This window comes from Bradyrhizobium guangxiense (genome assembly GCF_004114915.1).
Classification (GTDB): domain Bacteria; phylum Pseudomonadota; class Alphaproteobacteria; order Rhizobiales; family Xanthobacteraceae; genus Bradyrhizobium; species Bradyrhizobium guangxiense.
The window spans coordinates 3888340-3913757 of the sequence record NZ_CP022219.1; the positions used below are offsets into that span (position 1 = coordinate 3888340).

33 protein-coding genes and 1 tRNA gene are annotated in these 25418 nt (G+C 64.2%); 16 read left to right on the plus strand and 18 right to left on the minus strand.

What is annotated here, in order from left to right:
* Positions 1-447 (minus strand): hypothetical protein, encoded by a 447-nt coding sequence (locus X268_RS18480; RefSeq protein WP_164937800.1) that lies wholly within the window; start codon positions 445-447, stop codon positions 1-3.
* Positions 448-734: 287 nt separating this feature from the next.
* Here X268_RS18480 and X268_RS18485 point away from each other — a divergent pair, with 287 nt between their 5' ends.
* On the plus strand, positions 735-1016 hold the full coding sequence (locus X268_RS18485) for a hypothetical protein (protein ID WP_128926267.1): 282 nt from the start codon (positions 735-737) through the stop codon (positions 1014-1016).
* Between the two features lie 52 nt (positions 1017-1068).
* On the opposite strand, the gene X268_RS18490 is transcribed toward X268_RS18485, so the two are convergent.
* The 6 genes from X268_RS18490 to X268_RS18515 all read right to left on the minus strand — a co-directional run bounded on the left by X268_RS18490 (position 1069) and on the right by X268_RS18515 (position 4058).
* On the minus strand, positions 1069-1362 hold the full coding sequence (locus X268_RS18490) for a hypothetical protein (RefSeq protein ID WP_128926268.1): 294 nt from the start codon (positions 1360-1362) through the stop codon (positions 1069-1071).
* A 12-nt stretch (positions 1363-1374) separates the two neighbouring features.
* A complete protein-coding gene (locus X268_RS18495) occupies positions 1375-1824 on the minus strand; it encodes a curlin (RefSeq protein WP_128926269.1) in 450 nt (149 codons plus the stop codon).
* Between the two features lie 46 nt (positions 1825-1870).
* The gene (locus tag X268_RS18500) at positions 1871-2281 is read right to left on the minus strand and encodes a curlin (RefSeq protein ID WP_128926270.1); all 411 of its coding nucleotides are present in this window, start codon (positions 2279-2281) and stop codon (positions 1871-1873) included.
* A 32-nt stretch (positions 2282-2313) separates the two neighbouring features.
* A complete protein-coding gene (locus X268_RS18505) occupies positions 2314-2706 on the minus strand; it encodes a curlin (RefSeq protein WP_128926271.1) in 393 nt (130 codons plus the stop codon).
* 135 nt (positions 2707-2841) lie between these two features.
* Positions 2842-3234 carry a curlin subunit CsgB gene (locus tag X268_RS18510; protein ID WP_164937801.1) on the minus strand — a complete coding sequence of 131 codons (393 nt, stop codon included), beginning with the start codon at positions 3232-3234 and terminating at the stop codon, positions 2842-2844.
* Between the two features lie 176 nt (positions 3235-3410).
* On the minus strand, positions 3411-4058 hold the full coding sequence (locus X268_RS18515; protein WP_128926272.1) for a response regulator transcription factor: 648 nt from the start codon (positions 4056-4058) through the stop codon (positions 3411-3413).
* 588 nt (positions 4059-4646) lie between these two features.
* Here X268_RS18515 and X268_RS18520 point away from each other — a divergent pair.
* The 5 genes from X268_RS18520 to X268_RS18540 all read left to right on the plus strand — a co-directional run bounded on the left by X268_RS18520 (position 4647) and on the right by X268_RS18540 (position 10490).
* A complete protein-coding gene (locus X268_RS18520) occupies positions 4647-6074 on the plus strand; it encodes an efflux RND transporter periplasmic adaptor subunit (RefSeq protein ID WP_128926273.1) in 1428 nt (475 codons plus the stop codon).
* Positions 6071-6793, plus strand: a complete 723-nt coding sequence (locus tag X268_RS18525) for an ABC transporter ATP-binding protein (RefSeq protein ID WP_128926274.1) — start codon at positions 6071-6073, stop codon at positions 6791-6793. Before X268_RS18520 ends, X268_RS18525 begins: the two co-directional genes overlap by 4 nt.
* Positions 6790-8013, plus strand: a complete 1224-nt coding sequence (locus X268_RS18530) for an ABC transporter permease (protein ID WP_128926275.1) — start codon at positions 6790-6792, stop codon at positions 8011-8013. The genes X268_RS18525 and X268_RS18530 overlap by 4 nt, the downstream gene beginning before the upstream one ends.
* A 51-nt stretch (positions 8014-8064) precedes the next feature.
* On the plus strand, positions 8065-8382 hold the full coding sequence (locus X268_RS18535) for a response regulator transcription factor (RefSeq protein ID WP_128926276.1): 318 nt from the start codon (positions 8065-8067) through the stop codon (positions 8380-8382).
* A gap of 251 nt (positions 8383-8633) precedes the next feature.
* Entirely contained in the window at positions 8634-10490 is a 1857-nt protein-coding gene (locus tag X268_RS18540) for an alkaline phosphatase family protein (RefSeq protein ID WP_128926277.1), read from the plus strand.
* A gap of 37 nt (positions 10491-10527) precedes the next feature.
* Here X268_RS18540 and X268_RS18545 read toward each other — a convergent pair whose 3' ends face one another.
* Positions 10528-11100 (minus strand): hypothetical protein, encoded by a 573-nt coding sequence (locus X268_RS18545; protein ID WP_128926278.1) that lies wholly within the window; start codon positions 11098-11100, stop codon positions 10528-10530.
* Positions 11101-11492: 392 nt separating this feature from the next.
* On the opposite strand from X268_RS18545, the gene X268_RS18550 reads away from it, so the two are divergent.
* Entirely contained in the window at positions 11493-12152 is a 660-nt protein-coding gene (locus X268_RS18550; RefSeq protein WP_128926279.1) for a peroxiredoxin, read from the plus strand.
* Positions 12153-12293: 141 nt separating this feature from the next.
* On the opposite strand, the gene X268_RS18555 is transcribed toward X268_RS18550, so the two are convergent.
* Complete coding sequence (locus X268_RS18555; RefSeq protein ID WP_128926280.1) at positions 12294-14024, minus strand: methyl-accepting chemotaxis protein; 1731 nt, start codon at positions 14022-14024, stop codon at positions 12294-12296.
* A gap of 170 nt (positions 14025-14194) precedes the next feature.
* Here X268_RS18555 and X268_RS18560 point away from each other — a divergent pair, with 170 nt between their 5' ends.
* The gene (locus X268_RS18560; RefSeq protein ID WP_245477959.1) at positions 14195-15586 is read left to right on the plus strand and encodes a cryptochrome/photolyase family protein; all 1392 of its coding nucleotides are present in this window, start codon (positions 14195-14197) and stop codon (positions 15584-15586) included.
* Positions 15587-15652: 66 nt separating this feature from the next.
* Positions 15653-15940 (plus strand): histone, encoded by a 288-nt coding sequence (locus X268_RS18565; protein ID WP_164937802.1) that lies wholly within the window; start codon positions 15653-15655, stop codon positions 15938-15940.
* A gap of 81 nt (positions 15941-16021) precedes the next feature.
* On the opposite strand, the gene X268_RS18570 is transcribed toward X268_RS18565, so the two are convergent.
* Both X268_RS18570 and X268_RS18575 read right to left on the minus strand, forming a co-directional pair.
* On the minus strand, positions 16022-16894 hold the full coding sequence (locus tag X268_RS18570; protein WP_128926283.1) for a DMT family transporter: 873 nt from the start codon (positions 16892-16894) through the stop codon (positions 16022-16024).
* Between the two features lie 97 nt (positions 16895-16991).
* Positions 16992-17438, minus strand: coding sequence for a hypothetical protein (locus X268_RS18575; protein WP_128926284.1), 447 nt, complete (start codon positions 17436-17438; stop codon positions 16992-16994).
* Between the two features lie 289 nt (positions 17439-17727).
* On the opposite strand from X268_RS18575, the gene X268_RS18580 reads away from it, so the two are divergent.
* A complete protein-coding gene (locus tag X268_RS18580; protein ID WP_128926285.1) occupies positions 17728-17991 on the plus strand; it encodes a hypothetical protein in 264 nt (87 codons plus the stop codon).
* A 30-nt stretch (positions 17992-18021) separates the two neighbouring features.
* Here X268_RS18580 and X268_RS18585 read toward each other — a convergent pair whose 3' ends face one another.
* Genes X268_RS18585 through X268_RS18595 form a run of 3 tightly spaced genes read right to left on the minus strand, consistent with a single transcriptional unit; the run spans position 18022 to position 19184 of the window.
* A complete protein-coding gene (locus X268_RS18585; protein ID WP_128926286.1) occupies positions 18022-18483 on the minus strand; it encodes a host attachment protein in 462 nt (153 codons plus the stop codon).
* Between the two features lie 39 nt (positions 18484-18522).
* Entirely contained in the window at positions 18523-18933 is a 411-nt protein-coding gene (locus X268_RS18590) for a DUF3775 domain-containing protein (protein WP_128926287.1), read from the minus strand.
* A gap of 5 nt (positions 18934-18938) precedes the next feature.
* Positions 18939-19184, minus strand: a complete 246-nt coding sequence (locus X268_RS18595) for a hypothetical protein (RefSeq protein WP_128926288.1) — start codon at positions 19182-19184, stop codon at positions 18939-18941.
* Here X268_RS18595 and X268_RS18600 point away from each other — a divergent pair.
* Entirely contained in the window at positions 19174-19452 is a 279-nt protein-coding gene (locus X268_RS18600) for a hypothetical protein (RefSeq protein WP_128926289.1), read from the plus strand. The genes X268_RS18595 and X268_RS18600 overlap by 11 nt on opposite strands.
* A 446-nt stretch (positions 19453-19898) precedes the next feature.
* Positions 19899-20867 (plus strand): AraC family transcriptional regulator, encoded by a 969-nt coding sequence (locus tag X268_RS18610; protein WP_164937803.1) that lies wholly within the window; start codon positions 19899-19901, stop codon positions 20865-20867.
* 64 nt (positions 20868-20931) lie between these two features.
* On the opposite strand, the gene X268_RS18615 is transcribed toward X268_RS18610, so the two are convergent.
* The 3 genes from X268_RS18615 to X268_RS18625 all read right to left on the minus strand — a co-directional run bounded on the left by X268_RS18615 (position 20932) and on the right by X268_RS18625 (position 22410).
* Positions 20932-21008 (minus strand) — tRNA-Arg (locus X268_RS18615).
* A 147-nt stretch (positions 21009-21155) separates the two neighbouring features.
* Entirely contained in the window at positions 21156-21671 is a 516-nt protein-coding gene (locus tag X268_RS18620; RefSeq protein ID WP_128926290.1) for a hypothetical protein, read from the minus strand.
* 169 nt (positions 21672-21840) lie between these two features.
* Positions 21841-22410: a hypothetical protein gene (locus X268_RS18625; RefSeq protein ID WP_128926291.1), complete on the minus strand. Its 570-nt coding sequence runs from the start codon at positions 22408-22410 to the stop codon at positions 21841-21843.
* 176 nt (positions 22411-22586) lie between these two features.
* Here X268_RS18625 and X268_RS18630 point away from each other — a divergent pair, with 176 nt between their 5' ends.
* Positions 22587-22973: a VOC family protein gene (locus X268_RS18630; RefSeq protein WP_128926292.1), complete on the plus strand. Its 387-nt coding sequence runs from the start codon at positions 22587-22589 to the stop codon at positions 22971-22973.
* Between the two features lie 57 nt (positions 22974-23030).
* Here X268_RS18630 and X268_RS18635 read toward each other — a convergent pair whose 3' ends face one another.
* Positions 23031-23513 (minus strand): hypothetical protein, encoded by a 483-nt coding sequence (locus X268_RS18635; protein WP_128926293.1) that lies wholly within the window; start codon positions 23511-23513, stop codon positions 23031-23033.
* A gap of 258 nt (positions 23514-23771) precedes the next feature.
* Between X268_RS18635 and X268_RS18640 the strand changes: the two genes are divergently transcribed.
* The 3 genes from X268_RS18640 (at position 23772) to X268_RS18650 (ending at position 25401) form a co-directional block, all read left to right on the plus strand.
* The gene (locus X268_RS18640; RefSeq protein ID WP_164937804.1) at positions 23772-24125 is read left to right on the plus strand and encodes a GrlR family regulatory protein; all 354 of its coding nucleotides are present in this window, start codon (positions 23772-23774) and stop codon (positions 24123-24125) included.
* A gap of 84 nt (positions 24126-24209) precedes the next feature.
* Positions 24210-24881 (plus strand): helix-turn-helix transcriptional regulator, encoded by a 672-nt coding sequence (locus X268_RS18645; protein ID WP_164937805.1) that lies wholly within the window; start codon positions 24210-24212, stop codon positions 24879-24881.
* A 79-nt stretch (positions 24882-24960) separates the two neighbouring features.
* Positions 24961-25401, plus strand: coding sequence for a DMT family transporter (locus X268_RS18650; RefSeq protein WP_128926296.1), 441 nt, complete (start codon positions 24961-24963; stop codon positions 25399-25401).
* Positions 25402-25418: the final 17 nt, after the last annotated feature.

Consider the following 25418-nt stretch of genomic DNA (forward strand, 5'->3'; position numbering starts at 1 on the left):
TCAGTAGCAGCGCATAATGTTGACGGTGTGCTCGCTGCCGCCGCGGCCGGGAACCGTCACCTGCTCCGTCGGGCAGCTCGGCACGTAGGGCCGATCGGACGGCACGACGTTCGGCGGGAAGCGATGCGTCCAGTCCCACGGGACATCATAGGTGTAGGTGTAGCGCACGTCGGTGGAGACCGGCTGCCCCGCATCAGCGAAGGGCTGGCTGTAGCCGGCGCTGTCGTAGAAGAATCCGCCGCCTCCCGGCCAGTAGACCCAGGGATTATTCCGCCGGTGGAACCGGGCGCCGGGCGCGATCGGCGGACGCGCCATTGCACCGGAAGGCGCAGCAATCATCCCGTGCGGCGCGCCGCCGCCGGGTCTGGCAAAACTGTCATTGGGGCTAAGGAGCAGCGCGGCTGCGCTGAGCGAGGCGAGCAAGGCCCCATGCATTCGATAGGTCATGATACGCACCAACTCGTTGGGCTTAAGCGAAAGCGGCTCCCCGCAGCTACGCTAGGCCGGGCCGTCACTCACCCGCAAACGTATAATTAATTATTGGTTAAGGCACGCGATTAACGGCGGAACAGGTGCGGCAAGACGCCCGGTTTCTCCACGCATTTCAAACACTTCGGTCCAACGAGCTCGATCTTCATAACCAGTTGATCGGAGTTGATCGCACGCCGCGACTACGTCCGGAACGCTCCCGCAGCGCAACCGTTGGCCCCCGACACGAGCAAGGAGCATCTCCAATGCAGAACAAGTCAAAACTCCTCTGCCTGATCGCGGCATCACTCATCGCCGGCACGGCAGCCGCCTCGGCGCAAGGCTACGACTGGAACGGTCCGCGCAGGGGTTGGGACCGCACCGCCCCCGCTTACGAGCCGGTCCAGCCACGGGCATACTATCCTGATGTCGGGGGGCCGTATGGCGCGCTCAACGGCACCAACCATCCGACCCCGGGCTCGACGCAGGGCGACGTCGGCCCTGACGGCAACAACAACGGCACGCTGACCGGCGGCTATCGCTGGTAACGCGGCTCGCGACGAGGCCCATCGTCCTACGCGGACGGTGGGCCCTGTTGCGTCAACGGCCCTGCTGCTTGTGCAGCCAGTCGAGCATGTCCCGTATGTTTTCCTGCGTGTTTCCACTGCCCTGCGTCACGATCGCGGTGTTACCGCCGCTGCGGCGATAGACCGTCGTGCGCCCGGGCTCCTTCTCGATCTTGACCTCCGCCTGCGCGGGATCGCCGCTTTGCGTGATGACCGAGGTGCCGTTCTCGTCCTGCACCACCGTCGTGTGACCGTCGGCAGCGCCGGCCGGCGCCGCTGCGATCATGCTCATGACTCCTATTCCGGATGCGAGCAGGAGCAACCTCATGTCACACCTCCATCATCGGCTGAACTGAAAGATCGCCAGCCAGTTGAAACGCCCGAACTGCCTCACCGCTCCCGTATTCATGTCTCCGATCTGGAGCAGGAGCGCGTTGGTGGAATTGCCGACCTGGGTGATCTCGGCGGTATTGCTCGCGCCGGATTGACCGATCAGCGCATTGGTGGTGCCGCCCACCTGGATCACGTTGGCATAGTTGCGCGTGCCGTTCTGGATGATGGTCGCATCCACCGTCCCGGTGCCGCCGATCTGGATCACCCGCGCGATATTGATGCGGCTGCTCTCCTCGATCGTGACCGGCTGAACATTGTCGCCGAACTGCACGATGGTTTCGATGCTGACGTTCCGGTTCGTCACGCTGCGCTGGGCAGATCCGGCCGACGCCGGCGTCGACGTAACGATGGCGGCCAGCAACGCTGCCAGCACCAAGAGCTGTCTGCCATACCTCATCGTCTTCCCCTTTGGCTTGCCCGACGCTAGTGAACCGCCAGCCGTCCTACGGACTATGTTGAACAACCGTGGACGAGTTGATCATGCCAAACTGGGCGATAGCAGCGGTATTCATGGCACCGAGCTGCGACAACACACTGCTCGCCGACTGACCTGCCTGACCGACGAATGCAAGGTTGTTTGAGCCCGTCTGCCCAACCAACGCCGTCGTCGTTCCACCAAATTGCAGGATTCCGGTAGCGTTGTTGGTGCCGTTCTGGGTGACGGTCGCACTGGTGCTGCCGCCGATCATGAATACGCCCGCCATGTTGAGCTGGCTGTTCTGATTCAATACCACTGGGGGGCCGCCGACCGACACGATGGTCTTGATATCAGCGGTCTGCGCACCGGCCGATCCGATGCCTGCGCAATACAGCGTGAGAAATGCGCCAAAGGCGACGCCTGAAAAACGTCTCATGACCTGCCTCGCTTACCAAAATGGATCCGCAATCAAGGAGCCTGCTGCAAAATCGTAGATGAGTTCAGAATTCCGAGCTGCGCCAATGCAGCCGAGTTGGTCGCGCCGATCTGCCCGATTAGGCTCGTATTGGAACCCCCGACCTGGCCGCCGATCGCCGTATTCGACGCAGTTGCCGTGGTGCCGCCCTGCCCGATCGTCAATGAGTTGAGGGAGGCAAGCCCCCCCATCTGCACAGCCGTCGCCTGGTTGGTCGCTCCGAATTGCAGGACCGTCGCGGTATTGTTGGTCGCACCGCTCTGGCTGGTGGTGGACGTATTGGTCGCGCCGAACTGCAACACGCTCACCGAGTTGGCGGCCTGGGCATCGACAGCAGTCAGCGCGCTCAGCATGACGACTGTCGTGACGAGAAATTTGATGCGCACGTGATTTCCTCCGCAAGGTATCAACGATCTGCCGCCCCCTTCAGGCGACCTGATCGCGATCATTCCGAACATGGCTGTCGAGTATCGCCCAGACGCGCCGCTCGATGGACGCGCCCGGGCCGACACGGGGCTGACTTAGTGCTGAACGACGGTGCTCGAGTTCGCACCGAAGATGATGGAAAGCTGTCCGACCGCTGCGCTGTTGCTCGGCGGACCGCCGATCGACTGCTGCGTGATCGAGCTCGTGTTGTTGAAGAGGGCGACCTGGCCGGTGGCGGCAGTGTTGGAGGCGCCGACCTGGGTTACCGAGCTGCCGCTGTTGAGGGACGGAGTGGTCGTACCCTGCATCGTGCTGGCGTTGTTGATGATACCGAACTGGGCGGTGGTCGAAGTGTCATTCACGGTACCCTGCTGGTTCACCGAAGATCCGTTCACGACGCCAATCTGCAGAACGGTCGACGTGTTGGCAGCCTGCGCCGCAGACGACAGGGCGAGAACGGCAACGGAAGCAAAAAACAATTTGCGCATGGAGTATTCCTTTCGGGCCAAGTTGTTTGACTGGGTTCGGATGCCGGTCCTGAATGCGACTGACATCGTGGGAATACTCTGAACCGATCATGGCCTGCGCGACAGACTGCAGTTCATGCTAGTCGGTACGGACTAGACGTTGCGCGGAGTCTGCTCGAAAGCCGCGCGATGCGCCGCTACCCAGCACCGGTCCGCGTCGTCTCTGCGTTGCGCCCCATGCTGTCGATCAGCCGTACCACCTCGATCGGCGTACGCAGCTCCAGCTTTCGCATCATCCGGGCGCGATGGACCTTCGCGGTCACTTCGCTCACGCCGAGCCGCGCCGCGATCTGCTTGGCGACGAGCCCTTCGGCCATCAGCAGCATGATCTCGCGCTCTCGCGCCGTCAGCGTCTCGACGCGCTGGCGGGCTTCACGCACGGTATCTTCGCGTTCGAGCCGCCTGCGATCGCGCTCGATGCCGTGCCTGATCGCGTCGAGGATCTCCTGCTCGCGAAAGGGTTTCGGCAGGAACTCGACCGCGCCGCGCTTCATGGCTTCGACCGAGACGCGGACGTCGGAATGGCCGCTGATGAAGACGATCGGAATCGGCACGCCGGTCTCGGCGAGCCGCCGTTGTAGCTCGAGGCCGGTCGGCGAGGTGCCGGGAAAGCGGACATCGAGCACGAGGCAAGAAGGCCCAGGCGAAATGGTCTCCGTGAGGAATGCGTCGGTCGACGCAAACAACTTCACCTGATGCCCGGTCTCCTCGCAGAGGCTTCCGATCGCGGTTCGAATCTGGACTTCGTCGTCAACGATATAAACTGTGGCTTGACCTGAACTCATGGGCAGCGGGCTCCCCCGGCTTGGGGCTCGATGAAAAAGCAACGAACCATCCATTCTTCTTGCAAGCGTGATCAAGGTGCTTGGATAGAATCGCGGAGGTCGAACGAGGCGCATCGCTCCGCCGGTTCGACCTCTTAGAGCCAACACGCGCCTGAGACGAGTGAAGGCGTTCACATATCTGGCTTCGTGATCGAAGAGATTCGGCCTCGCCTCCGGCGGCATCGCGGCGGGCCGATATCGAGACTGCGGCAATCCTGCGTCGTGGTGTCACCGGCTGCGTCATGGCATCGTCACCCATGTGCCGGCTCGAACGCCGCGGATGGCCGCTTCGGCCAGACCAGACGGGACGTTCAATCGGCTTATCGAGCTCGATACCGCGCGCGTCATATCGATACGCCCGGTATGTCCTGTCTTCAAATCACAAAAAGTAGCACTGCGCAGACTTTACTACTGGATCATCAAACGCACCCGACCGTCGCCCCGGCGGCGGCGACATACTGACGATCGGTGTTGCTTTTGGGAATTACAACCATAGCGCGATCTCTATCCGTGCCGCCACGAAGCCATTTCAAGAGGCGGGGTTTTGATATGCGATTTGTGCCAGTCATTGCCTTGCTTGGAACTGCCTGCAGCCTCGCCGCGGTTTATGCCGCAGGGCCGGCCGTGATCGGCGCGGCCGGGGGCGCTGCTGACAAGGCGTCGCACGCCTTGGAATCGACCAGACGCCTGCTCGTGCCCGCCGGGCAGAAAGCCTCGACATTCGGGCCCGATTCGCCGGTGTTCCGCTACGCATCGATCCAGCGCGGCAGCATCGAGCAGACAGTTACCGTCACGGGTGCCCTGCAGCCGGTCAAGACGATCGAGGTGGGTTCCCAATTGTCCGGGCAGCTCGCCCGGGTCTATGTCGACTTCAACGATACGGTCGCCAAGGATCAGCCGCTCGCCTTGATCGACCCGCGCAGCTTTGCGGCCAAGGTCGACGAAGCCAGGGCTTCGCTGGCGGTCGCCAATTCCATGGTCGACATCGCCAGGGCCAAGCTCGATCGCGCCAGGATCGACCTGCAAAACGCCAGAGGCAGCCGGGACGTGCTCGCCGCCAAGCTCGAGAGCGCCCAGGCGGTCAAGAGCTCGGCCCAGAAGACCCTACAGCGCAAGCTCGCGCTGCAATCGCAGAACGTGGTGGCGACCACGACGGTCGACGACGCGCAGACGGAGTTCACGGCACGTCTGGCCCAGGAGCGCGAGGCCGAGATCCTGGTGTCCCTCAACACCTATTCGGTCGACGGCGCGCAGGCCGACGTCCGCCGCATCGAGGCAGAGCTGCAGCAGGCCCGGATGACGGTGCCCGAGAAGGCGGCCGTTCTCGCCGCGGCCCAGGCCGATCTCGACCGCACTGTGATCCGCTCGCCGATCGACGGCGTCGTCGTCGGCAGGTTCGTCAACGAGGGCCAGACGCTCGCGGTCGGATTGGAATCGCGCACCACCTTCGTGGTCGCCCATCGCCTGGAAGACATGGAGATCCACGCGCAGGTCGACGAAGCCGATATCGGCCGCATCGCTCCCGGCCAGCGTGCCCATTTCACGGTGGACGCCTACCCGGATCGCCGCTTCGAGGCCGTGGTGCGGCAGGGCCGCAAGGCGCCGCAGACTCAGCAGCACGTCGTCACCTACACCGTCGTGCTTGCAACCTCCAACCTGGACGGCGCGCTGCTCCCCGGAATGACCGCTTTGGTGAAGATCGTGATCGAGCGGCAGGACGACGTTCTGAAGGTGCCGCTCGCTGCGCTGCGCTTCCAGCCCTCCGGCATGCGGCCGGAGCCGGCAGGCACGCACAGCGGGGTGTGGGTGCGCACCGCGAGCGGCTCGCTCCAGCGCATTGCCGTGACGGTCGGCGCGGCCGGTACCGAACAGGTCGCACTCAAGAGCGGCGATCTCGACGAGGGCAGCCAGGTGGCCGTCGGCCAGGCGATCCGTCCGGCGGGCTTTGAATTCCTCGGCATCAGGTTCGGATCATGACCGCCTCTCCTCTCATCAGCCTCCGCTCGGTCAGCAGAACCTACCGCACCGACGGCATCGCGGTGACAGCGGTGCGCAATGTCAGCTTCGACATCGCGCAAGGCGAGATCGCGGCCGTGATGGGGCCGTCCGGCTCGGGCAAATCGACACTGATGAACATAATCGGGCTGCTCGACCTGCCGAACGAGGGCGCCGTCTATCTCGAGGGCACCGACGTCGCCGGTCTGTCGGAAGATCGCCGGTCGTCCTTGCGCGCCCGCAGCATCGGCTTCGTGTTCCAGTCCTATAATCTGCTCGCCCGGCACGATGCGATCGAGAATGTCGCGCTGCCGCTCGTCTATTGCGGCATCAATCGCAGGGAACGCCTGGCGCGTGCGGAAGCGAGCCTCGAGGCCGTCGGCATGCTGCACCGGGCCCATCACTTCCCGCGGCAGCTCTCGGGCGGCGAGCAGCAGCGCGTCGCGATCGCGCGCGCACTGATCGCCTCCCCGCTGATCGTGCTCGCCGACGAGCCGACCGGCGCCCTCGACAGCCATACCGGCGCCGAGATCCTGGCCCTGTTCGCCGCGCTCAACCGCACCGGCCAGACCATCGTGATGATCACGCATGATCCCGGCATCGCGACGCAATGCCGCCGCACCATCCGCCTGCATGACGGCGAGCTCGTCAGCGACGAAACGCAGGCTCCGATCCTGCCGAAGCGGAGCCTTGCGCCATGACGATGCTCCAGGGTTTTCAGATCGCTCTGCACGCCTTGCGCCTCAATCCGCTGCGCAGCTTCCTCACCATGCTCGGCATCGTCATCGGCGTTGCCTCCATCGTGACGGTGTTCGCGATCGGCGCCGGCGCGCAGCTGCGTCTGCAGGAGCAGATCCGCTCGATCGGCGCCAACGTGCTGATGATCAACCCCGGTGCGGTCTACCAGGGCGGCGTGCGTCTCAAGGACGGCAGCAAGCTGACGATGACCGAAAGCGACGTGCAGGCCATCCTCGAGCAGATTCCGGAAATCCAGGCCGCTGCCGGCTCGATCGCCGGGACGGCGCAGGTCATCCACGAGGGCAAGAACTGGAATACGACGATCAACGGCACGACCACGGGACATTTCATGGTGCGCGACTGGCAGCTTGCCGCCGGCCGCTATTTTTCCAGCGCGGAAGAATCGGGCGCCGGCAAGGTCGTGATCCTCGGAAGCAGGGTCGCGCGCGAGCTGTTTCCGGCCGGCGACGACCCGATCGGTTCGCAGATTCGGATCATGAAGGTCCCGCTCGAAGTGGTCGGCGTTCTCGACCGCAAGGACCCTGCCCAGGACGACGTCGCCTTCGTGCCGCTCGCCACCGCCAAGCTGCGTTTTCTCGGCAGCGCAAGCAACATCAATCGCGATTCGGTCGCCTACATCATCGCCAAGGTCGCCGGCGACGGACAGATGGCGGGAGCGCGAGCGGAGATCGAGAACCTGCTGCGGCAGCGCCACCGTATTCCCGCCGGTCAGGAAGACGACTTCAAGGTCCAGGATCCCGCCGCCGCCATGGAAGCGCAGCAGGGCGCGATCCGCACCGTCGCGCTGCTGCTCGTCGCGATCGCCTCGGTCTCGCTGCTGGTCGGCGGCATCAGCATCATGAATGTCATGATCGTGTCGGTCACCGAGCGGACGCGGGAGATCGGCATCCGCCGTGCGCTGGGCGGGAGGATGCGCGACATCCGTCTGCAGTTCCTCTGTGAAGCGCTGGTGCTCTGCCTGCTCGGCGGGGCCATCGGCGTTGCCGGCGGCGTCACGCTCTCGATGACGGTCGCCCGGATGGCCGGATGGGTCACCTCGATCGACGGTCAGGCGATCGGCCTTGCCCTCGCCTTCTCGATCGCGACCGGTCTCATCTTCGGTTTCTATCCCGCCCACAAGGCATCCAAGCTCAGCCCAATCGAGGCACTCAAGACGGAGTGAGAAGATGCCGGAGGCGACCAATTCAGCCCGAAGACCAGGGAGGAGCGCATCATGAGCCCGGATCCGAAGGATTCGATTACACCGACACCGCGCGAGCGCGAGCTGATGATGCTGATCGCGCGAGGGCTGCAGAACAAGAACATCGCCTACGAGCTCAAGATCTCGGAGAACACGGTGCGGGCGCATATCGGCAACATCATGCGCAAGTACCGGCTCCAGAACCGAACGCAGATCGCGATCGCGTTTGCCCTGCATGCCGCCCCCTTGTCGCTGCGCCGCAATCTTGCCAGGGCCGACCGCCGTCCGCCCGCCCCAAAGCCCGCTCAGGCCCCCGCGCAAAGTCCGGGGGTGCAGACCGCGACGGACTGAACGTCGCGGCCGCAATCTGTTGCGGTGACTGGCGGGCAAAACACCCGCGCCGACGGTCAACGCATGCGGCCGAGGATATTCAGCCTCCTGAATTTCGGAACTATCGCGCCGGGGACGCGAGAGTAACGCCATCCCCTTCCCGGCCCTCTTGCATCGGCAGCCGCTCTTGTAACAAAACTGTCACCCACCGAAACTAAACGAACCGGGGGCCGCGGTCGGCGGCCATGCCGCCTCACCGCCAGGAGACCTCCATGCGCCGTTCACTGCTGTTGCTGTCCGCCGGACTGACAGTGCTGTCCACCGGACTTGCTTCCGCCCAGAACAACACCCCCCGTAATCTCATCCTGTTCATCCCGGATGGTCTGCGCGCGCTGAAGGTCACCCCCGAGACGGCCCCCGCAATGGCCGAAGTCCGCGACAAGGGCGTCAACTTCAAGAACCCGCACTCGCTCTTCCCGACCTTCACCATGGCCAATGGCTCGGCGATGTCGACCGGCCATTACCTCGGCGATACCGGCGTGTTCTCCAACACGATCTGGACCAACTACACCTCGGCCCCGGCGGGCGACACAGTGGTCCCCTTCATCGAGAACGACGCCGTGCTCGGCGACATCGACGAGCATTTCAAGGGCGACTATCTCAACGAGGAGACGATTCTGAAGATGGCCCGCGGCAAGGGCCTCAGCACCGCGGCAATCGGCAAGGTCGGCCCGACCTACCAGTTCGACCACACCGACAAGCCCGAAAAGGCTGGCCAGCATTCGATCGTGTTCGACGATTCCACCGGCGGCAAGAACGGGGTGGCGCTATCGGACGAGGTGAAGGACGCGCTGACCAAGGCCGGCCTGCCCACCGCCACGCCGCCGCGCGGCGATAATTCCAAGGCGGGCGATGCCAAGACGCCGGGCACCACGGTTGCCAACGTCGCCCAGCAGGCCTATTTCGCCGACGTCGCCACCAAGGTGGTGCTGCCGATGTTCAAGGCGCGCAACAAGCCGTTCGTGCTGGTGTTCTGGTCGCGCGCCCCCGACGGCAGCCAGCACAACACCGGCGACAGCCTCAACCAGATCATGCCGGGCATCAACGGGCCGACCTCGATGGCCGGCATCAAGAACGCCGACACCAACCTCGCCCAGCTCCGCAAGGCGCTCGACGAGCTCGGGCTCGCCGCCTCGACCAACATCATCGTCTCGGCGGACCACGGCTTCTCCACCATTTCCAAGGAGAGCAAGACCAGCCCGTCGGCCAAGGTCAGCTATGACGACACGCCCAAGGACTTCCTGCCGATGGGCTTTTTGGCGCTCGACCTGGCCAAGGCGCTCGACCTGCCGCTGTTCGATCCCAACGACAAGAATGCGAAGGTCGAAGGCAACAAGCATCCGAAGGCCGGCAACGGCGTGCTCGGCAGCGATCCGACCAAGCCCGATCTCGTCGTCGCCACCAATGGCGGCTCCGACCTCGTCTATCTCCCGAACAAGGACAAGAAGCTGGCGGCGAGGACCATCAAGGCGCTGCTCGAGCAGGACTACGTCTCCGGCCTGTTCGTCGAGGACTCACTCGGCCGCTTCCCGGGCACGCTGCCGCTGTCGAGCATCAACCTGCGCGGCAAGGCCGCAACGCCGACACCGTCGATCGTCGTCAACTTCCGCTCCTATGCCAGCGCCTGCGGCGAGGCTCCGACCAACTGCTCGGTGCAGGTCGCCGACACCGTGCTGCGCCAGGGCCAGGGCATGCATGGCAGCTTCAGCCGGGGCGACACCATGAACTTCATGGCCGCCATCGGCCCGGACTTCAAAGCCGGCTTCGTCGACGAGCTCCCGGTCAGCAATGCCGATGTCGGCATGACCGCGGCCCATCTCATGGACCTGCGCGCCTCGCAGAACGGCGGCCTGGTCGGCCGGGTGATGTCGGAGGCGCTGCCCAACGGCGTCGTGCCGAAGGCGTTCAAGATGGTCGAGAGATCGAAGAAGAAGGCCGAGAACGGTCTGGAGACCGTGCTCAACGCCCAGCGTGTCGGCAACCAGCGCTACTTCGATGCCGCCGGTTTCCCCGGCCGCACGCTGGGCCTCGAGCCTGATAGCGGCAAACAAAAAACGGCGGGGAAATAACCCCGCCGCTCAGATCCTCCTCGCGAGAGGCGCGAATTCACATGCCGATGTCGAACACGTTCGGCAATTGGCCTGCCAGAGGCAGCGCGGTGGCGCCGAGGAAGGTCGCCACCATCGCCATCAGGCGACGGTTGTTGTGGCGCTTGCCGCGCATCTGGCCGGCGATCCACTCCAGCATCTCGCCATTGACCTTGGAGGCATAGGACGGCGCCCAGCTCTCGATGTCGGTGTCGGCCGACAGCGCGACGCTGCGCGGCGGCACCTTCAGGCCCGAGGCGCTTGCGGCATAATGGGCAACGGCCTTCGCCAGCAGGTCGTCGAAGCGGCCACCATCGGTGCGTTCGGTCGCGGCCTCGTTGATCTCGAACAGGACTTCAGCTTCCGCGCGGCTGACCGGCTGGTCGTTGACGGCAGTGGCGGTCAGGATGCGCGTGCACCAGGCGGTGTCATCGGCATCGAGCGAACGGGAGAAGTGCACCCTTCCCTTGGTGGTCGGACCTTCGCCCGTGATCACGCCGTCGCGCACGATGGAGAGTGCATGAGCCGCGGTATCGCGGCAGGACGGTTCGAGGGACGACGACTCAACAGATTTAGGCGCAGCGGCAGACATAGTTCACTTCCAGATTTCTTCTGACCGGTCAGCATTTTCATGCCGACGTAAAGGGGTGGTTAACGATTCGATACGGGGGTCGCGACTTTTCTAGATGGTTGCCAATTGGTCGCTGTCAGGACCGTTTTGGTTCTGGCTCGCGACGGGCAGCGTGATGGAAGTCATAAAAGGCATTATCGGGGCGAGCGAGACCGTGTGAGCCCGGGTGGAGCTGTTTCGCCGCAGGTGCCGCTGTAACAATAAGTTGCTAGAAAATCGGCCCTTCAGGGAAGAAATTCACATTTTACTTGAGCCGGTTCAGTTGGCGTTCACTTGGTCTTGCAAGGCCCCTATAATCAGGCGGACGGCCAGAGACGAATTTCCCAGTAAATTCAACGCGATGAGGTAAAATCATGACACTTCCGATCGGCGCCACCGCACCCGACTTCGAAGCCGAGACCACCGAAGGGAAGATCAAGTTCCACGACTGGATCGGCAACAGCTGGGCGCTCTTGTTCTCTCACCCCAAGGACTTCACGCCGGTTTGCACGACCGAGCTCGGCGCGCTCGCCAGGCTGAAGCCGGAATTCGACAAGCGCGGCGTCAAGCTGATGGGCCTCTCGGTCGACCCGGTCGACAACCACGCCAAATGGTCTGAAGACATCAAGGAGACCCAAGGCGCAGCTCCCAACTATCCGATGATCGGCGACACCGATTACAACGTCTCCAAGCTCTACGGCATGCTGCCGGCTGCCATTTCGGGCGATCCCCTCAAGCGCACAGCTGCCGACAACCAGACCGTCCGCAATGTCTTCGTCATCGGGCCGGACAAGAAGATCAAGCTGGTGCTGGTCTATCCGATGACCACGGGCCGGAACTTCCAGGAGATCCTGCGCGTCATCGACTCCCTCCAGCTCACTGCCAAGCATCGCGTCGCGACGCCGGCCGACTGGTCGCAGGGCGACGACGTCATCATCGCGGGCTCGGTCTCCAACGACGAGGCCAAGACGATCTACCCGCAGGGCTGGAAAGAGCCGAAGCCCTACATCCGCATCGTGCCGCAGCCGAAATGACTTTTTCGGCGGTCGCGCATGGCGACCGCAAGAAGTCATCCCCGGGGCGCGCGAAGCGCGAACCCGGGATCTCGAGATTCTCTGGTGCGCAATTGCGCACCAGAGTTCGGTCTTCGGACCGTCCTGGAATGACGGTAACAATCAAGCCGCGTGCACGCGCTCCAGGAAGCCGTCAACCTCGGCCTTGAGAAGCAGGCTCTCACCCGACAGCGCCTGGGCGGAGGCAAACATCCGGCTCGACGTCTCGCCCGTCTCGCTGGCGCCCTTGGCGGCCTGGCGGACGTTGACGGCAACATCGGCCGTGCCCGACACCGCGGCGCGAACGCTGGACACGATGTTGTGCGTCGCGCTTTTCTGCTGCTCGACCGCAGCCGAGATCGAGCCCGCGATGCCGCTGATGCGCTCGATGGTCTGGCTGATCGCCTTGATGGCGGCAACCGACTCCTCGGTCGCGAGCTGCATACTCTCGATCTGGTTCGAGATCTCGTCCGTCGCCTTTGCGGTCTGGCCGGCCAGCGTCTTGACCTCCTGGGCTACCACCGCAAAGCCGCGGCCGGCGTCGCCCGCGCGCGCGGCCTCGATGGTGGCGTTCAGAGCCAACAAGTTGGTCTGCTCGGCGATCGAGGTGATCAGCTTGACGACGTCGCCAATGCGCGCGCCGGCGTCAGAGAGCTGCGCAATGCGCTGGTCGGTTGCCTCGGCCTGCCGGACCGCCGCGGCGGAAATCTCGTTGGATTCCTGCACCCGCCGCGTGATCTCGGAAATCGATTGAGACAGCTCGTCGGAGGCCGACGCCGCCGAACGCACGTGCTCGGAAGCGTTTTCGGAAGCGCCGGCGGACTGCGCCGACAGGTCGGCGGTGGAGCGTGCGACGTCGGTCAGTTGCCGCGCCACGCGCTCGAACTCGCCCGACGACGTCAGCACCTTGTCGAGGATGCCGCCGACGCTGCCGCGGAACTCCTCGACGAAGTTGCGCAGGTCGGATTTGCGCTGCTCGACCGCTGCGGCCGAGGCCGCCGCCTGCTCGCTGCGCAGGCGCGCCCGCTCCAGCGAATTGCTTTTGAACACCGCGACCGTGCGGGCGATCTCGCCGATCTCGTCGGCGCGATCCTCGCACTCGATTGCGACGTCGCTCTGGCCGTTGGCAAGCGCGGTGAGCGAGCGGGTGACCGAGGTGAGCGGACGGGTGACGCGGCGCACGACCAGCAGGGTCAGGACCAGCACCACAAGCGCGGCAAGGCCGGCGGCCGCCGCCATGCTCTCGATCGCGTGGGCCAGCATACTCTCGTACTGCATCATGGGGATGCCGACATAGAGAATGCCGACGACCTTGTCGCTGCCGTCCACGATCGGGAAATAGGCGGTCATGAACGATTTGCCGAACAGCGTCGCCGGACCCCTGTAGGCCTCGCCACGGCGCAGCGGCGCCTGCCCCGGATGATCGGCGGCGAGCTGGGTGCCGACGGCACGGTCGCCATTTTCCTTTTTCACGTTGGTGGAGCGGCGGACGAACTGCCCGCTCGCTTCGTCGAACACGAACAGGGTCGCATTGCCGCCGACATAGGACACCGCGCGGTCGACGATGGCGTGATCACCAAGATCGGGCATCTTGGGGATTTGGGCGCGCACCACCGTACCATCCCGCATCGTGACCTTGGCGGATGGGACAGTTTCGGTGAAGGCCAACGCCAGCGTGCGCAGGTTGACCTCGATGTCGCGCAGTGCGCGGTCATTGAAGGCGGACGTCAGCGACCAATAGCCGGCGCCAACCACGAGCGCCGTGTTCACGGCGATCAGCAGCACGGCGCACAGCACCGCTTTCGTGCCCAGCTTGAACTGCGACAAGAACTTCCCAGTCAGTGCTTTGGACATGAATGGAACTACCCCCGTAATTCCTGCATATTCGTGCAGTTGACTTACGGTAAAATTAACGATGGTTCGCACCGTCCCCGCCCACATGCTTTCCAAATCGTAAACGAGGACTCCCCCTGACCACGCCGAGCGCGCCCCCCATCATCGTCTGGTTCCGCGACGACCTTCGTCTGTCCGACCATCCCGCCCTGCATGCCGCCGCCAAAACCGGTGCGCCAGTGCTCTGCCTGTTCGTCGTCGACGACACCGCCGGGCGGGCGCCCGGCGCCGCGACGCGCTGGTGGCTGGCGCAGTCGCTACGATCGCTCGGGGCCGCAATCGCCGCGCGCGGCGGGTCGCTCGTCCTGCGCAAGGGACCGGCCGCCAAGGTCATCGGCGAGTTCGCCCGCGAGAGCGGCGCCCGTGCCGTTTACTGGAATGAGATCGCGCAAGCGCCGCATCGAGCTGTCGAGAGCCAGCTCGCGGCGATGCTGGCAAGGCTCGGCATCGGCTCGCAAAGCTTTCCCGGCGACCTCCTTGTCCCGCCCTCGGTAATCCGTACCAAGGACGGCCGCGGGTTGCGCGTGTTCACGCCATTCTGGCGGCGCCTGCTGTCGCTCGGCGATCCGCCAAAACCGCTGCCTGCTCCGAAGCAGCTGCGCCCTGCACCGAATATCGCCGGTGACGTGCTGGAGAGCTGGCGACTGGAGCCGAGCAAGCCGGATTGGGCAGGCGGGCTGCGCGAGGCATGGACCCCGGGCGAGGCCTCCGCACGAGCGCGCCTGCGCGACTTCCTCAGCCACACTGTGCGCCGCTATGTCGGCGATCGCGATCGCCCGGATCGCGACGGCACCTCAGGGCTCTCGCCGCATTTGAGGTTCGGCGAGCTCAGCCCGCGCCAAATCTGGCACGCGGCGCGGTTTGCCACGGACGATGATCCGGCACTCGGGCCGGGCATCGCAAAGTTCCTGAGCGAGCTCGGCTGGCGCGAGTTCTGCCGCCACCTGCTCCACGACCATCCCAACCTCGCCACCGCAAACCTGCAAACGAACTTCGACGGCTTCCCCTGGAAGCGCGACGCCAAGGCGCTCGCTGCCTGGCAGCGCGGCCGCACCGGCTATCCGATCGTCGATGCCGGCCTGCGCGAGCTCTGGCACACCGGCGTGATGCACAACCGGGTGCGGATGGTGGTCGCCTCCTTCCTGGTCAAGCACCTCTTGATCGACTGGCGCGAGGGCGAAGCCTGGTTCTGGGACACGCTGGTCGATGCGGACGCCGGCAGCAATCCCGCCAATTGGCAATGGGTCGCCGGCTGCGGCGCCGACGCTGCACCCTACTTCCGCGTGTTCAACCCGCAGCTCCAAGGCGAGAAGTTCGATCCGGATGGAACCTACGTTCGGCGCTGGGTGCCGGAGCTGGAGGACATGCCGGCCAGGCTGATCCACCGGCCCTGGCAGGCAACGCCGATCGAGCTTGCGAGCGCAGGCATCACGCTCGGCAAGACCTATCCGCAGCCGATCGTCGATCATGCCAAAGGGCGCGAGCGTGCGCTCGCTGCCTACACGACGATCCGCAAAGGTTGAGCGCGGCTTTGACTCAATTTCGAAACCCGCTATCGTCACCAACGCAGTCAAACTGTGGGGGACGACATGGACGACGACAAGCCGATCACCGAACAGGCGATGGAGACGATCACCACTGCCGTGGAAGCGACCAAGGACGCGGCAGTCACCGCGGTCAAGAAAGTCAGGAAGGCCGCCAAGAAGGTCGCAAAGAAAGTAGCGCCGAAGAAGGCAGCCAAGAAGAGCTCGAAGAAGTCTTCGAAGAAGGCCGCCAAGAAGTCCTCAAAGAAGGCGGCCAAGACCACCGCGAAGAAGGCGAAGAAGTCTACCAAGAAGGCAAAGACAAAGAAGAAGGCCAAGAAGGCGAAGCGCTGATCGGGGCGTGAGACCGGGTCTCCGGATGCGAGTGCGTCCGGAGATCTGTGCGGCGAGGCCTACCCTCGCTGCCCCGTCAGCCTAGGCGCGCCGGTTGACGACGAACACCGCGGCCGCGCACATCGCCATGCCGGCAATCGCCAGCGCATCGAGCTTCTCTCCGAACAGCACGTAGGCCATCAGCGCTGTCACGGCCGGCACCAGATAGAACAGGCTCGCGACCGAGGTTGCCGCGGCGTGGCGGATCAGCCAGTAGAGCAGCCCGATCGATCCGATCGAGAGCGCCACGGCGAGCCAGGCGAGCGCGAGCACGAACTCCCGCGTCCAGTGCACCACGCGGTCCTCGAACAGGAAGGCTCCGATCGCGAAGAAAATGGTGACAGCGACATATTGCACGAGATTGCCGGCGCGCCAGTCGATCTGGTTGCAGTAGCGGCGCTGATAGAGCGTGCCGAGCGTGATGCTGATCAGCGAGACCACCGAGGCGAGCCAGCCAAGCCCGGCTTCGCCGGTCATGGGACGGTTGTGCAGGATCATCACGACGCCGCCGAGGCCGAGCACCAGCCCCGCCCATTGCAGCGGCGTCACCCGCTCGCCGAGCCAGCGATTGGCAATTGTCGAGGTCAGGATCGGCTGAAGGCCCGGGATCAGCGCAGAAAGCCCGGCCGGAATCGAATGCGCGATCGCGATCGCGGTGCCACCGAGATAGAAGCCATGGACGAGGATGCCGGCGACCGCGCTGTGCGCGATGCCGACACGGTCCGGCCATTTCGGCCGTGCGAGGCCGGCAATGATCGCCATCAGGCCGACCACGATCGCCATGCGGATGGCGAGATAGGTCAAGGGATCGGCGTTGTTGACGACGTATTTGGTGCCGACGAATCCGGTGCTCCAGAGCAGGACGAACAGGATCGGCGCGGCGCGGGCGGTCAGGGCTTCTTGATTATGATTCATTGCCGTCCTCATTGCCCCACCGGGGACTATGCGGCAATGCGAATTTCGGCCGGGCGATGCTGCGCTGCGACGGGCGCCGGCGGCTCAGCTCAGCCGCTCACCATTCTTCCGGACAGGGGTCGACGATCTTCCAGAGCTCGACGCCATTCTTGATCTTCTTCATCTCGGTGGTGAGCCCGCCGTTGCGACGAATCCAGTCCTTCACCGTATCGGGATAGTAGGACATCAGGTCGGACGTCCCCTCGGAGCTGGTGACCTTGATGCCGAAGGTGAAGGCCTTGTCGTAATAGGCCTGATGGAAGCCGAGGCTCGCGCGCGGCGTCACGCAGATCTTGTTCATCGGCACGATGCCGAGCACCAGCGTACAGGCCGAATTGCAGATGCCGTCGATGATGACGCGCTCGCCCTTCTCGCGGACGCGCTTGTACTTGGCCTTGTATTCCTCGACATAGCCGCCGTGGTCGCGGGTGATATGCAGCTCGGCCCGCGCCGGCGTAGCGGCGACGAGGCAGAGCGACAGCAGGCTCAGAAGCGTGATGCGCATGGCGAGGTGACGGCGGCAGCCTTCAGGAATGGACCGGCCTCGAAGGACCCCAGCAGGCCGGCGACAGGATTCTTAACCGAATAGTCTTTGGTCATACTTGTGTGGGGAATTCGTTAAGCATCTCGAAAAGGCCAAAAATAGGCAGCCTTCGACCGCATATCCGGCAATTCTGTCACACCCGGCCGGAAATCTGCGGGATTAGCCCGGATTTCCGGGCATAGGACCGGTGCCCCGGGGGCTCGAAATGGCTATAGAAGGGTGCTATTCGCGCGGGTTCCGGAGAATCGAGATGAGCAAGTTCAAGCTTGTAGCCGCGGTTGCAGCCCTGTCGGCTGCAATCCTAGCCCCTGGCCTTGCGGAGGCGGGGGGCCACCACCGGCACCACCGCACTTACATCAACCCGTTGCCCTACCCGATCAGCTATGTGCACAATTACGGGCCCGGTATCACCCCCGGCACCTTCGCCTATTACGACGGCCCGTCGACCAACCACTGCTACCAGAGCTCGGCCGTCTATGTTGGCCAGGACCGCCGCCGGCACCCCTGCTACTGAGGCGCGCCGGAGCGTCTGCACCGGGCGCCCTTATTTGGCGGCGCCCGAGCGCAGCAATTGCTTCTCGATCTCGTGAACCGGCATCTTGACGAGATCCTTGCCGACCTCGCCTTGAATCGCCTTGCGCACGACGTCCGAGTAATCGGCGCGGATCATGCCAAGCGCGCGGGGCGAGGCCACCATGGTCAGGGCTGTGGTCTCGCCCGAGCTGATGGCGGCATCGAGCCGGCCGGCCAGGCTTCGCAGAAAGGCGCGCTCGGCCTCGTCGTGCCAATCGGTCTGCTCGACTGAGCTGCGGGCCCCGCCGGCAGCGGCGTGCAGTCGCCCCGGCGCGTCGCTTCCTTGCGCGCTGGTCGAGGGATTGGGCTGCTCGTGCACCTCCTTGGTGTGAAGGTTCGGAAACATCTCGTCGCCGAGGTTTTCCAGAATGAGCGCCTTGCGCCCGTCGCACACGACCAGCCAGTCGCCTTTGTCGATTCTCATTTTGTCCATTGCCACTCTCCTTGAAACTCTTGGACGCCGCGGCTGGCATCAGAGATGTTCTTCGAATTCCTCGAAGGACTTGCCGAACTGCGCCATCGCCTCCTCCAGATAGTCGGCGAGCATTGGCGTGCCGATCAGGTAGGACGCGGTGCGCTGGTTGTGCGCCTGCGCGGCCTGGGTGTGCAATTGGCGCCAATTGGAGAGATCACCGTCGCCGCGCCCAAGCCAGGTCAGCGCCACGAGATCGATCTGCTCGTCGACATTGAGATCGCGGATAAAGCCCGCGAGCTCCGCACGGTCGGTGGTCCCGCCGCGCCCTCCGCGGCCATAGCTCATGTCATCGTCGCCGAAGTCCAGGACGACGCCGCCTCCGGCCGCCTCGTTGTCGGACCGGCGCGATTTCGAAATGACGAAGAAGACCTTCTCCGGCGAGATCGACAGATTTGGAATGACTCGCATCCAGTTCACCTTGTCCCGCAGCAAGCACCATGCTGCCGCCACGCCAGCAACACTATGAGCCGACGCAGACTTTCGAATTGCGCAGGATCAAGGTTGGCGGCAAGCACATGGGCCGTGCCGCCAAAGGCGCAGAGGCCCGGATTGGCTGAAAATCTGTTCATCAGAATTACATTTCGGCTCCGCCACAATTTGAGCAGAACATCTTCGATATCCTGCTTTCCGTAAGCGGAGGAAGACATCATGACTTTCAAGATCGGCCTCGTCGGCGCAGGCCTGTTCGGTGCCGTGTTTGGCGCGTTGGCGGCATCGCCGGCGTCCGCCATGCCCATCGCGCCCGCGCCTGCGACATCGCAGCTCTCCGGCGTCGAGCAGGTCCGCATGGTCTGCGACGCCTGGGGGCGCTGCTGGTGGCGTCCGAACTATTATGGGTATTACGGTCCGCGGCCGTATTACGGCCCACGGTATTATCGGCCGCGCTATTATGGTTATTATGGCCCGGGCTATTATCGCCGCTGGTGACATCTGAAGGGGCCTTCGGGCCCCTTCGCTTTTGCGAGATCACGTCTTGCCCCGTCGTCGCCGGCCTGGAGCGATTCCAAAACTGATCTAGATCAAAGCGAAAGCCGCCCACACCGTCATTTTACCACGATGGCCGAGTTGATCGTCTTTCGATGTCCTCAGACGGGCATGAACGTGCAGACGCATCTGGAGAAGCAGGAGAAAATCGAAGGACGCAGCTTTGCGTCCTTTGCCTGTCCCGCCTGCACGGCTGCACTTCATCGACCTCGCTTCCGGAAAACCGATGAGCCAAGAACGTTGACGGTGACATTGATCGGACGGACATCATGGCATGATGTCCGCAATACTACGGCCTGAAATTCGATTTACTGAAACGCGATGTTCCGCCATTGATGGCGGTACATCGACGTTCATTTGATTGTCCCATTTCAGCAGCCGCCAGATCCATGTTGTTCGACGCCTTCGCCCCCTCCTCCGCGCTTCAGCTGATCGGCTTTGCCGACGTCGATGCGTTTCGGCCGGTTGAGACGATGGAAGACGCGAGAAGCATTCCGCTCGACATTCCGAACTTCGCCGCGGCCCGCGCCGCCGTCTCCCTGCCGGCGTGCCGCATCATCGTGATGAGATCGTTCGCGCGCATCCTCGACACCGCCTATCGGATGCCAGGCGGGATGGTGATCCTGTCCATGACCGACGACCTCCAGGTCAACTTCAAGGGACTGGATCTCGATGCGCGTTTCTTCGTTGCGCTCCGCGGCAACGACGAATGCCATTTCGTCGAGCCTCAGACCAACCATCATGCGATGATCATTTTCTCGCCCGAGCTGAAAGACCGGGACTGGTTCGATCGCTCTGACAGCTTGCGGGCCCGTGTTGCGAACCGGCCCGCCCTGCTCCACGCGCGGCAACTCCTGCTCGATATCCTGCGCACCGCCTCGGTGCAGCCGCTCCTGTTCGAGACCACCGAAGTGGCCGCGCATCTCCAGGAGGGCCTGCTGCTCGCGCTTGACGATTTGTTTCGGATTGATCCGATGCTGGACCTGCGCGCCTCGGCCCAGGGCGAGCGAGCGATCAAGCTCGTGCAGCGCATCGACGATTACGTCGCAGCCTATCCCACCGCGCCGATCTACCCCGCCGATCTCGCCAGCCAGTTCGGTGTCTCGATCCGGACGCTCGGCGGCGCGGTGAGCAAGGTGCGGGGCATGAGCCTGCATCAATACATTCGTCTCAAGAGGCTGTGGGCGACCCGCGCTCGCCTCCTGAAGGGCGGCGGCGCTACCGTCGCCACGTGCGCGCGTGCCCAGGGCTTCCATCATCTCGGCGAATTTGCCGCAGCCTACCGCGCAATCTTCCACGAGGCGCCGTCCGACACGCTGGCACGCGGCCGGCAAGGAGGTTGCCGTCAGGCCGACTGACGCGGCCCTTGCGACGGTGGCTCGGCCTCAGCGCCGGTTCGGAACATATCCGGGACAGGGAAGCTGGCGCGCTCGGAAGGATTCGAACCTCCGACCCTCGGAATCGAAATCCGATGCTCTATCCAGCTGAGCTACGAGCGCCTGGGCCCGATCGGCAACAATCGGGAAAACACCGCATCGCGGCTGAGGCCAGCGCACCGAGCGGCGTTCGGATGGGTTGGAATTAGCAGAGAGACCGACGAATAAAAAGCCCTTCCCGCCTCGTTTCGAAGCGGGGCGGTGCCGTTCTTACCAGGTGTTGCCGAAGAAGCCGAATTGCGGGCGCTGCGCCACCATCATCGGCCGGTCCTGCTGTTGCGGCACCGAATGCGCCCTGACGACCTTGCGCTTCGGCGGCTGCGCCTGAGTAGGCTGGGCCTGGGCCTGAACCTGCGGCTTGGCGTCCGCCTTCTTCGCCGCAGTGGCGTCGGACTTGGGGGCCGGCGTGAACTGGGCGAAGGTCTCGCGCACCCGGGCCTTGGCCGACATCTCGGCGAGAGCTGCAGACGTGGCATCCTGCACCGGCGGCTGAGGCGCAACGACGGCGGCGGTCTTCACCGCAGGCGGTACGATCGTGGGCTGGGTTGTGTCGAGCACAACACGCTCGGGCAGGTGGCGGTCGGAGCGAATCCGGATCAGCGGCTGATCATTGCCTACCGTGGCGACGGCCTGCGCAACCGGTTGCGATGGCAGAACAAAGTCTGCTGCGAATAGCAGTGCGAGCAGAGCTCCACCGACAAACGTGAAATACCGAAAGATGGGCATTGGCCGCGCTCCGCCCCCCGCATCCCCGCGTGGGCTCTCCGCCTCAACAGGCGATCTCTTAATTGGTTCCTGGCCCAGCCGTTTGGTTCAAATGGCGACGCGAGGTTTTTGGGCCAAGGGGCGCGGAGGGTCGCGCAAGGTAACTTTTCCGCTACCGGAGCATGCCGCCTTACGCGCGGTGTGCCGCAACCAACGAGCATTTCGCCTGATCGGCATTAACGTTGACGAAGCCGACGGGAATTCGCGCAAAGGTCTTGCGGCTCCTCATGCTGACCGGGTCTGCCAGCACGCGACTGCGATCGGTGAGATGGCTGCCGTCACGCCGCGCAAAGGCGCAGACGATCTCGACATCCTTTACGGCATAGTCATTGTCGTTTCGCAGCGTGAACGTCACCAAGGCTTTTGAGCCAAGGCCGCCGCGGCGCCAGGTCTGCGATGAAATGCGCAAGCGAGCGAGCTCCGCCCTCGCCGTCACTTGCGCCTCGGGAGCCGAAGGCGCCGTTGCTGCATCACCCGGGGGAGCCGTCTCGACAGCAGCCACCTCCGACTTCGCCGGCTCGGTACTGTTGCCCCTGGACAGTGGCAGCAGCATCCACACACCGCATCCGAGAATGATGGCCGCCAGCAGCCACAGCAGGCTCCGGCCAAACGAAACGCTCGCGATCGTCACGGCCCGCGCCAGCTGCTCGCCTGTCCCGGCGACACGTCTCAACCCGATTCGGTCAAGCCTCGCGTTCATGACATCACCGATAGCAGCCGAAGCACATCGGACGACGGATTCGGCCGCAAGCCTACTTCAATCCGGAAGACGACCTAAGGTTCCCGCGTAGTTGCGAATCGGCAAGGACAGTGGCGATTGCCGGCCACGGCCGCTAACATGCGCTGCAACATCAAAGCCCCTCGGGAGAACATGAAATGCCAATCGCCGTCACTTGGGATCACGTCCATCTGCGCAGCCCCGATCCGGAGGCCACAGCGGCCTGGCTGCGGGACATCCTCGGCGGCGAGGTCGTGCGCGCGCCGGGACGGATCGACGTGAATCTCGGCGGTGCGAGGATATTCATCGCGCCGCTTGAGGGCGACAACGCCGTCAACCCGCCGCCCCCGCACCCGCATCAGGGCCTCGACCATTTCGGCCTGGCGGTGAAGGACATCGACGCCGTCGCGGCGGAGATCAAGGGCAAGGGTGTCACCTTCACCCGCGAGCCGACCACGATCCGGCCCGGCGTGCGCATCTGCTTCATCCGGGGCCCCGAAGGCATCTCCATCGAGCTGCTCGAGCGCGACAAGAAATATACCTGACGCGGCGCGTGCCGAGTCGAATATCGGGCCACCGGGCGAAGTGCCGCCCGGTGCGGCTCAAGTCATGCTGCCGGGCATAAAACAGCGGATGGTGACGCCCATATAGCCGTAGATCGGCCAGACCATGGTACGCCCGACACGGTTCGGCTCCGCGATCACGGCTTCCTCGGGCACGTCGACCCAGACCAGCTCCTGCTTCTGGCCGTCGATCGCGTAGCCGTAGCGCGGCACGCGGACGCGATAATGCCCGTCTTTGCTGTCCCAGTCGCTATCCGAGAGCGCCGAGCCGTCGGCATCGGAGCAGCACGGCCCCTTGCCGCTGCGCAGGCCGTCAAACCAGGCCTTCAAATCGGGATTGGTGTTGGCGTACTGACCGCGGTCGCGCGCATGCCCGAAGGGGGCTGCAAGCGCCATCAACGCCAAGACGCAAGCGAAGCTTGCGACGCCTCGCCAGCGTGTCGAGCTGCCGCCGTAACATGTCGTGGAACGCGTACCGTATAGACGCGGCTCATCGCCGCCGGATTTGATCCAGTTCCTCATCGTCTTGCTCCAGCACCCCGCGGCCAGTGCAACAAATGGTTATGCATTTCACGGGCCAAGTCCGATTCGCAGCGACCGGCCTCGTCCCGTCATCAGGCCGTCATGAGGCGTCACACGCAAGCCGGGACAACTACGGCTCGCAGCGGCGGGCACTTGCGTCTGGCCGGCAAACTGCCGCGTTGCGCGAGCGGATGCGCTTTGGCATAAAAGCAGAACCGGTTACGCCATTGGGCGATGGCGGCCGGCCGACGGGACGTTATGAAGAACGGCCTCTATTCGATTCATGTGACCCTGCTCGATGGTCGAGTCGGCAAGGGCAGCGGCGTCATTCTTTTCCGCGACGGCAAGATTCTTGGCGGCGATGCCTATCTCTATTACACTGGCAGCTACGTGGTGAAGGACAGCACGACCTTCAAAGGCGAGGTGCTGGTGCAACGGCACACCTCGCCGCGGGGCGATGACAATCCGCTGTTCGGTGGCCCTGCTCCGGTCGGCATCGGCGTCAGCGGCACCTACACGGACACGCGCGCGGAGATGACCGGCACGGCGCTGGTCGGCAAGGCCAGCCTGATCTTCGGCGCCACCCTGCACAAGCTCGCTGACGTCGATTAGATGCGCGGCCGAAACATGGCCCCTGACATCCTGAGCGAAACGTCGTAGGCAGTGAGGATGTCTGGAGCGTGGACATATCGTCCGTTGGCTCGCGGTTCGGCGATCGAGCTGGGTCGTCTCACGGCGGCATCGGCGACCGTGCTTGCACGTCACGTTCACCCGGACGTTCAAATCGCCGCCGTCACGGAAGGATGGCGGACGTACACGAGCGCGTTCGGCGACTTCCGCGCCGCTGCCGGCGACATCGTCGTGATTCCGAAGGACGTACCACACGCCGCGCGCGGCGGCGCTGGCTCCATCGTCACCCATCTCTATGTGCCGAGCGATCATGCAGCCGTGAGCGAGATCTCGAGGCCGCTCCACATCCGCCGCTCCCGAGCAATCCTGCCCGACGAGATACTCGATGCAGTCGGCTCGCACGATCCGTGGCCGAGAGATCCCGTGCGGCCGGAAAGACGTGCCGCGCTGATGGAACTGGCTTCGTGTGACGATCTCGACATCCGCAGGATGGCTGCACGGCAGGGCCGATCAACCGATGGCTTCATTCGGCTGTTCAAGCGAGAGGTTGGCATGACGCCGGCCGCCTATCGTCTCGCGCGGCGACTGGCGTCGGCGCGCTCGCAGCTGAAGCGCGGCGATGCGGTTGCCGACGTCGCCTATGCCGGTTTATTCTCCGACCAGAGCCACCTTGGTCGCCTGTTTCGGCGCGCTTACGGCGCAACGCCGGCCGCCTATCGCTCAGCGTTCGCAGATTGAGGCCGTCGATTTCGTTCCAGACATGAATTGACCCGGGCGCTACGCTGGCTGCATCTCTCCATGCCATTGCGAGCCGCGCATGAACCTTCTCGCACCTTTCCTGGTCTTGTCTGCGGGCCTGAGCCTCGCCTTTCAGCAGGTGCTGAACGCCAGCCTGGGCAGCGCCATGCAATCCGCGAAGTGGGCGGCGTTCGTGAGTTATCTTGGCGGGACGATTGCGCTGCTGCTGGCTCTCCTCTTCGCGCGGGAGCCGATGCCGACGGCCGCCCTCGCCGGGCGAGCTCCTTGGATCGCCTGGACCGGAGGAGGTTTCGGCGCGATCTTCATCGCGACCAGCATCTTGATGGTGCCGCGTCTCGGCGTGGCGACCGTGCTCACGCTGATCGTTGTCGGCCAGTTGGTCGGTTCGTTGGCGCTCGACCAGGTCGGCATGTTCGGCCTGCCGCAGCATCCGATCACGCCGACGCGCGCGTTGGGGGTCCTATGTCTCGTCCTTGGCGCGGCTCTCGTTCGTGGGTGACGACAGCGGTGCGCGTC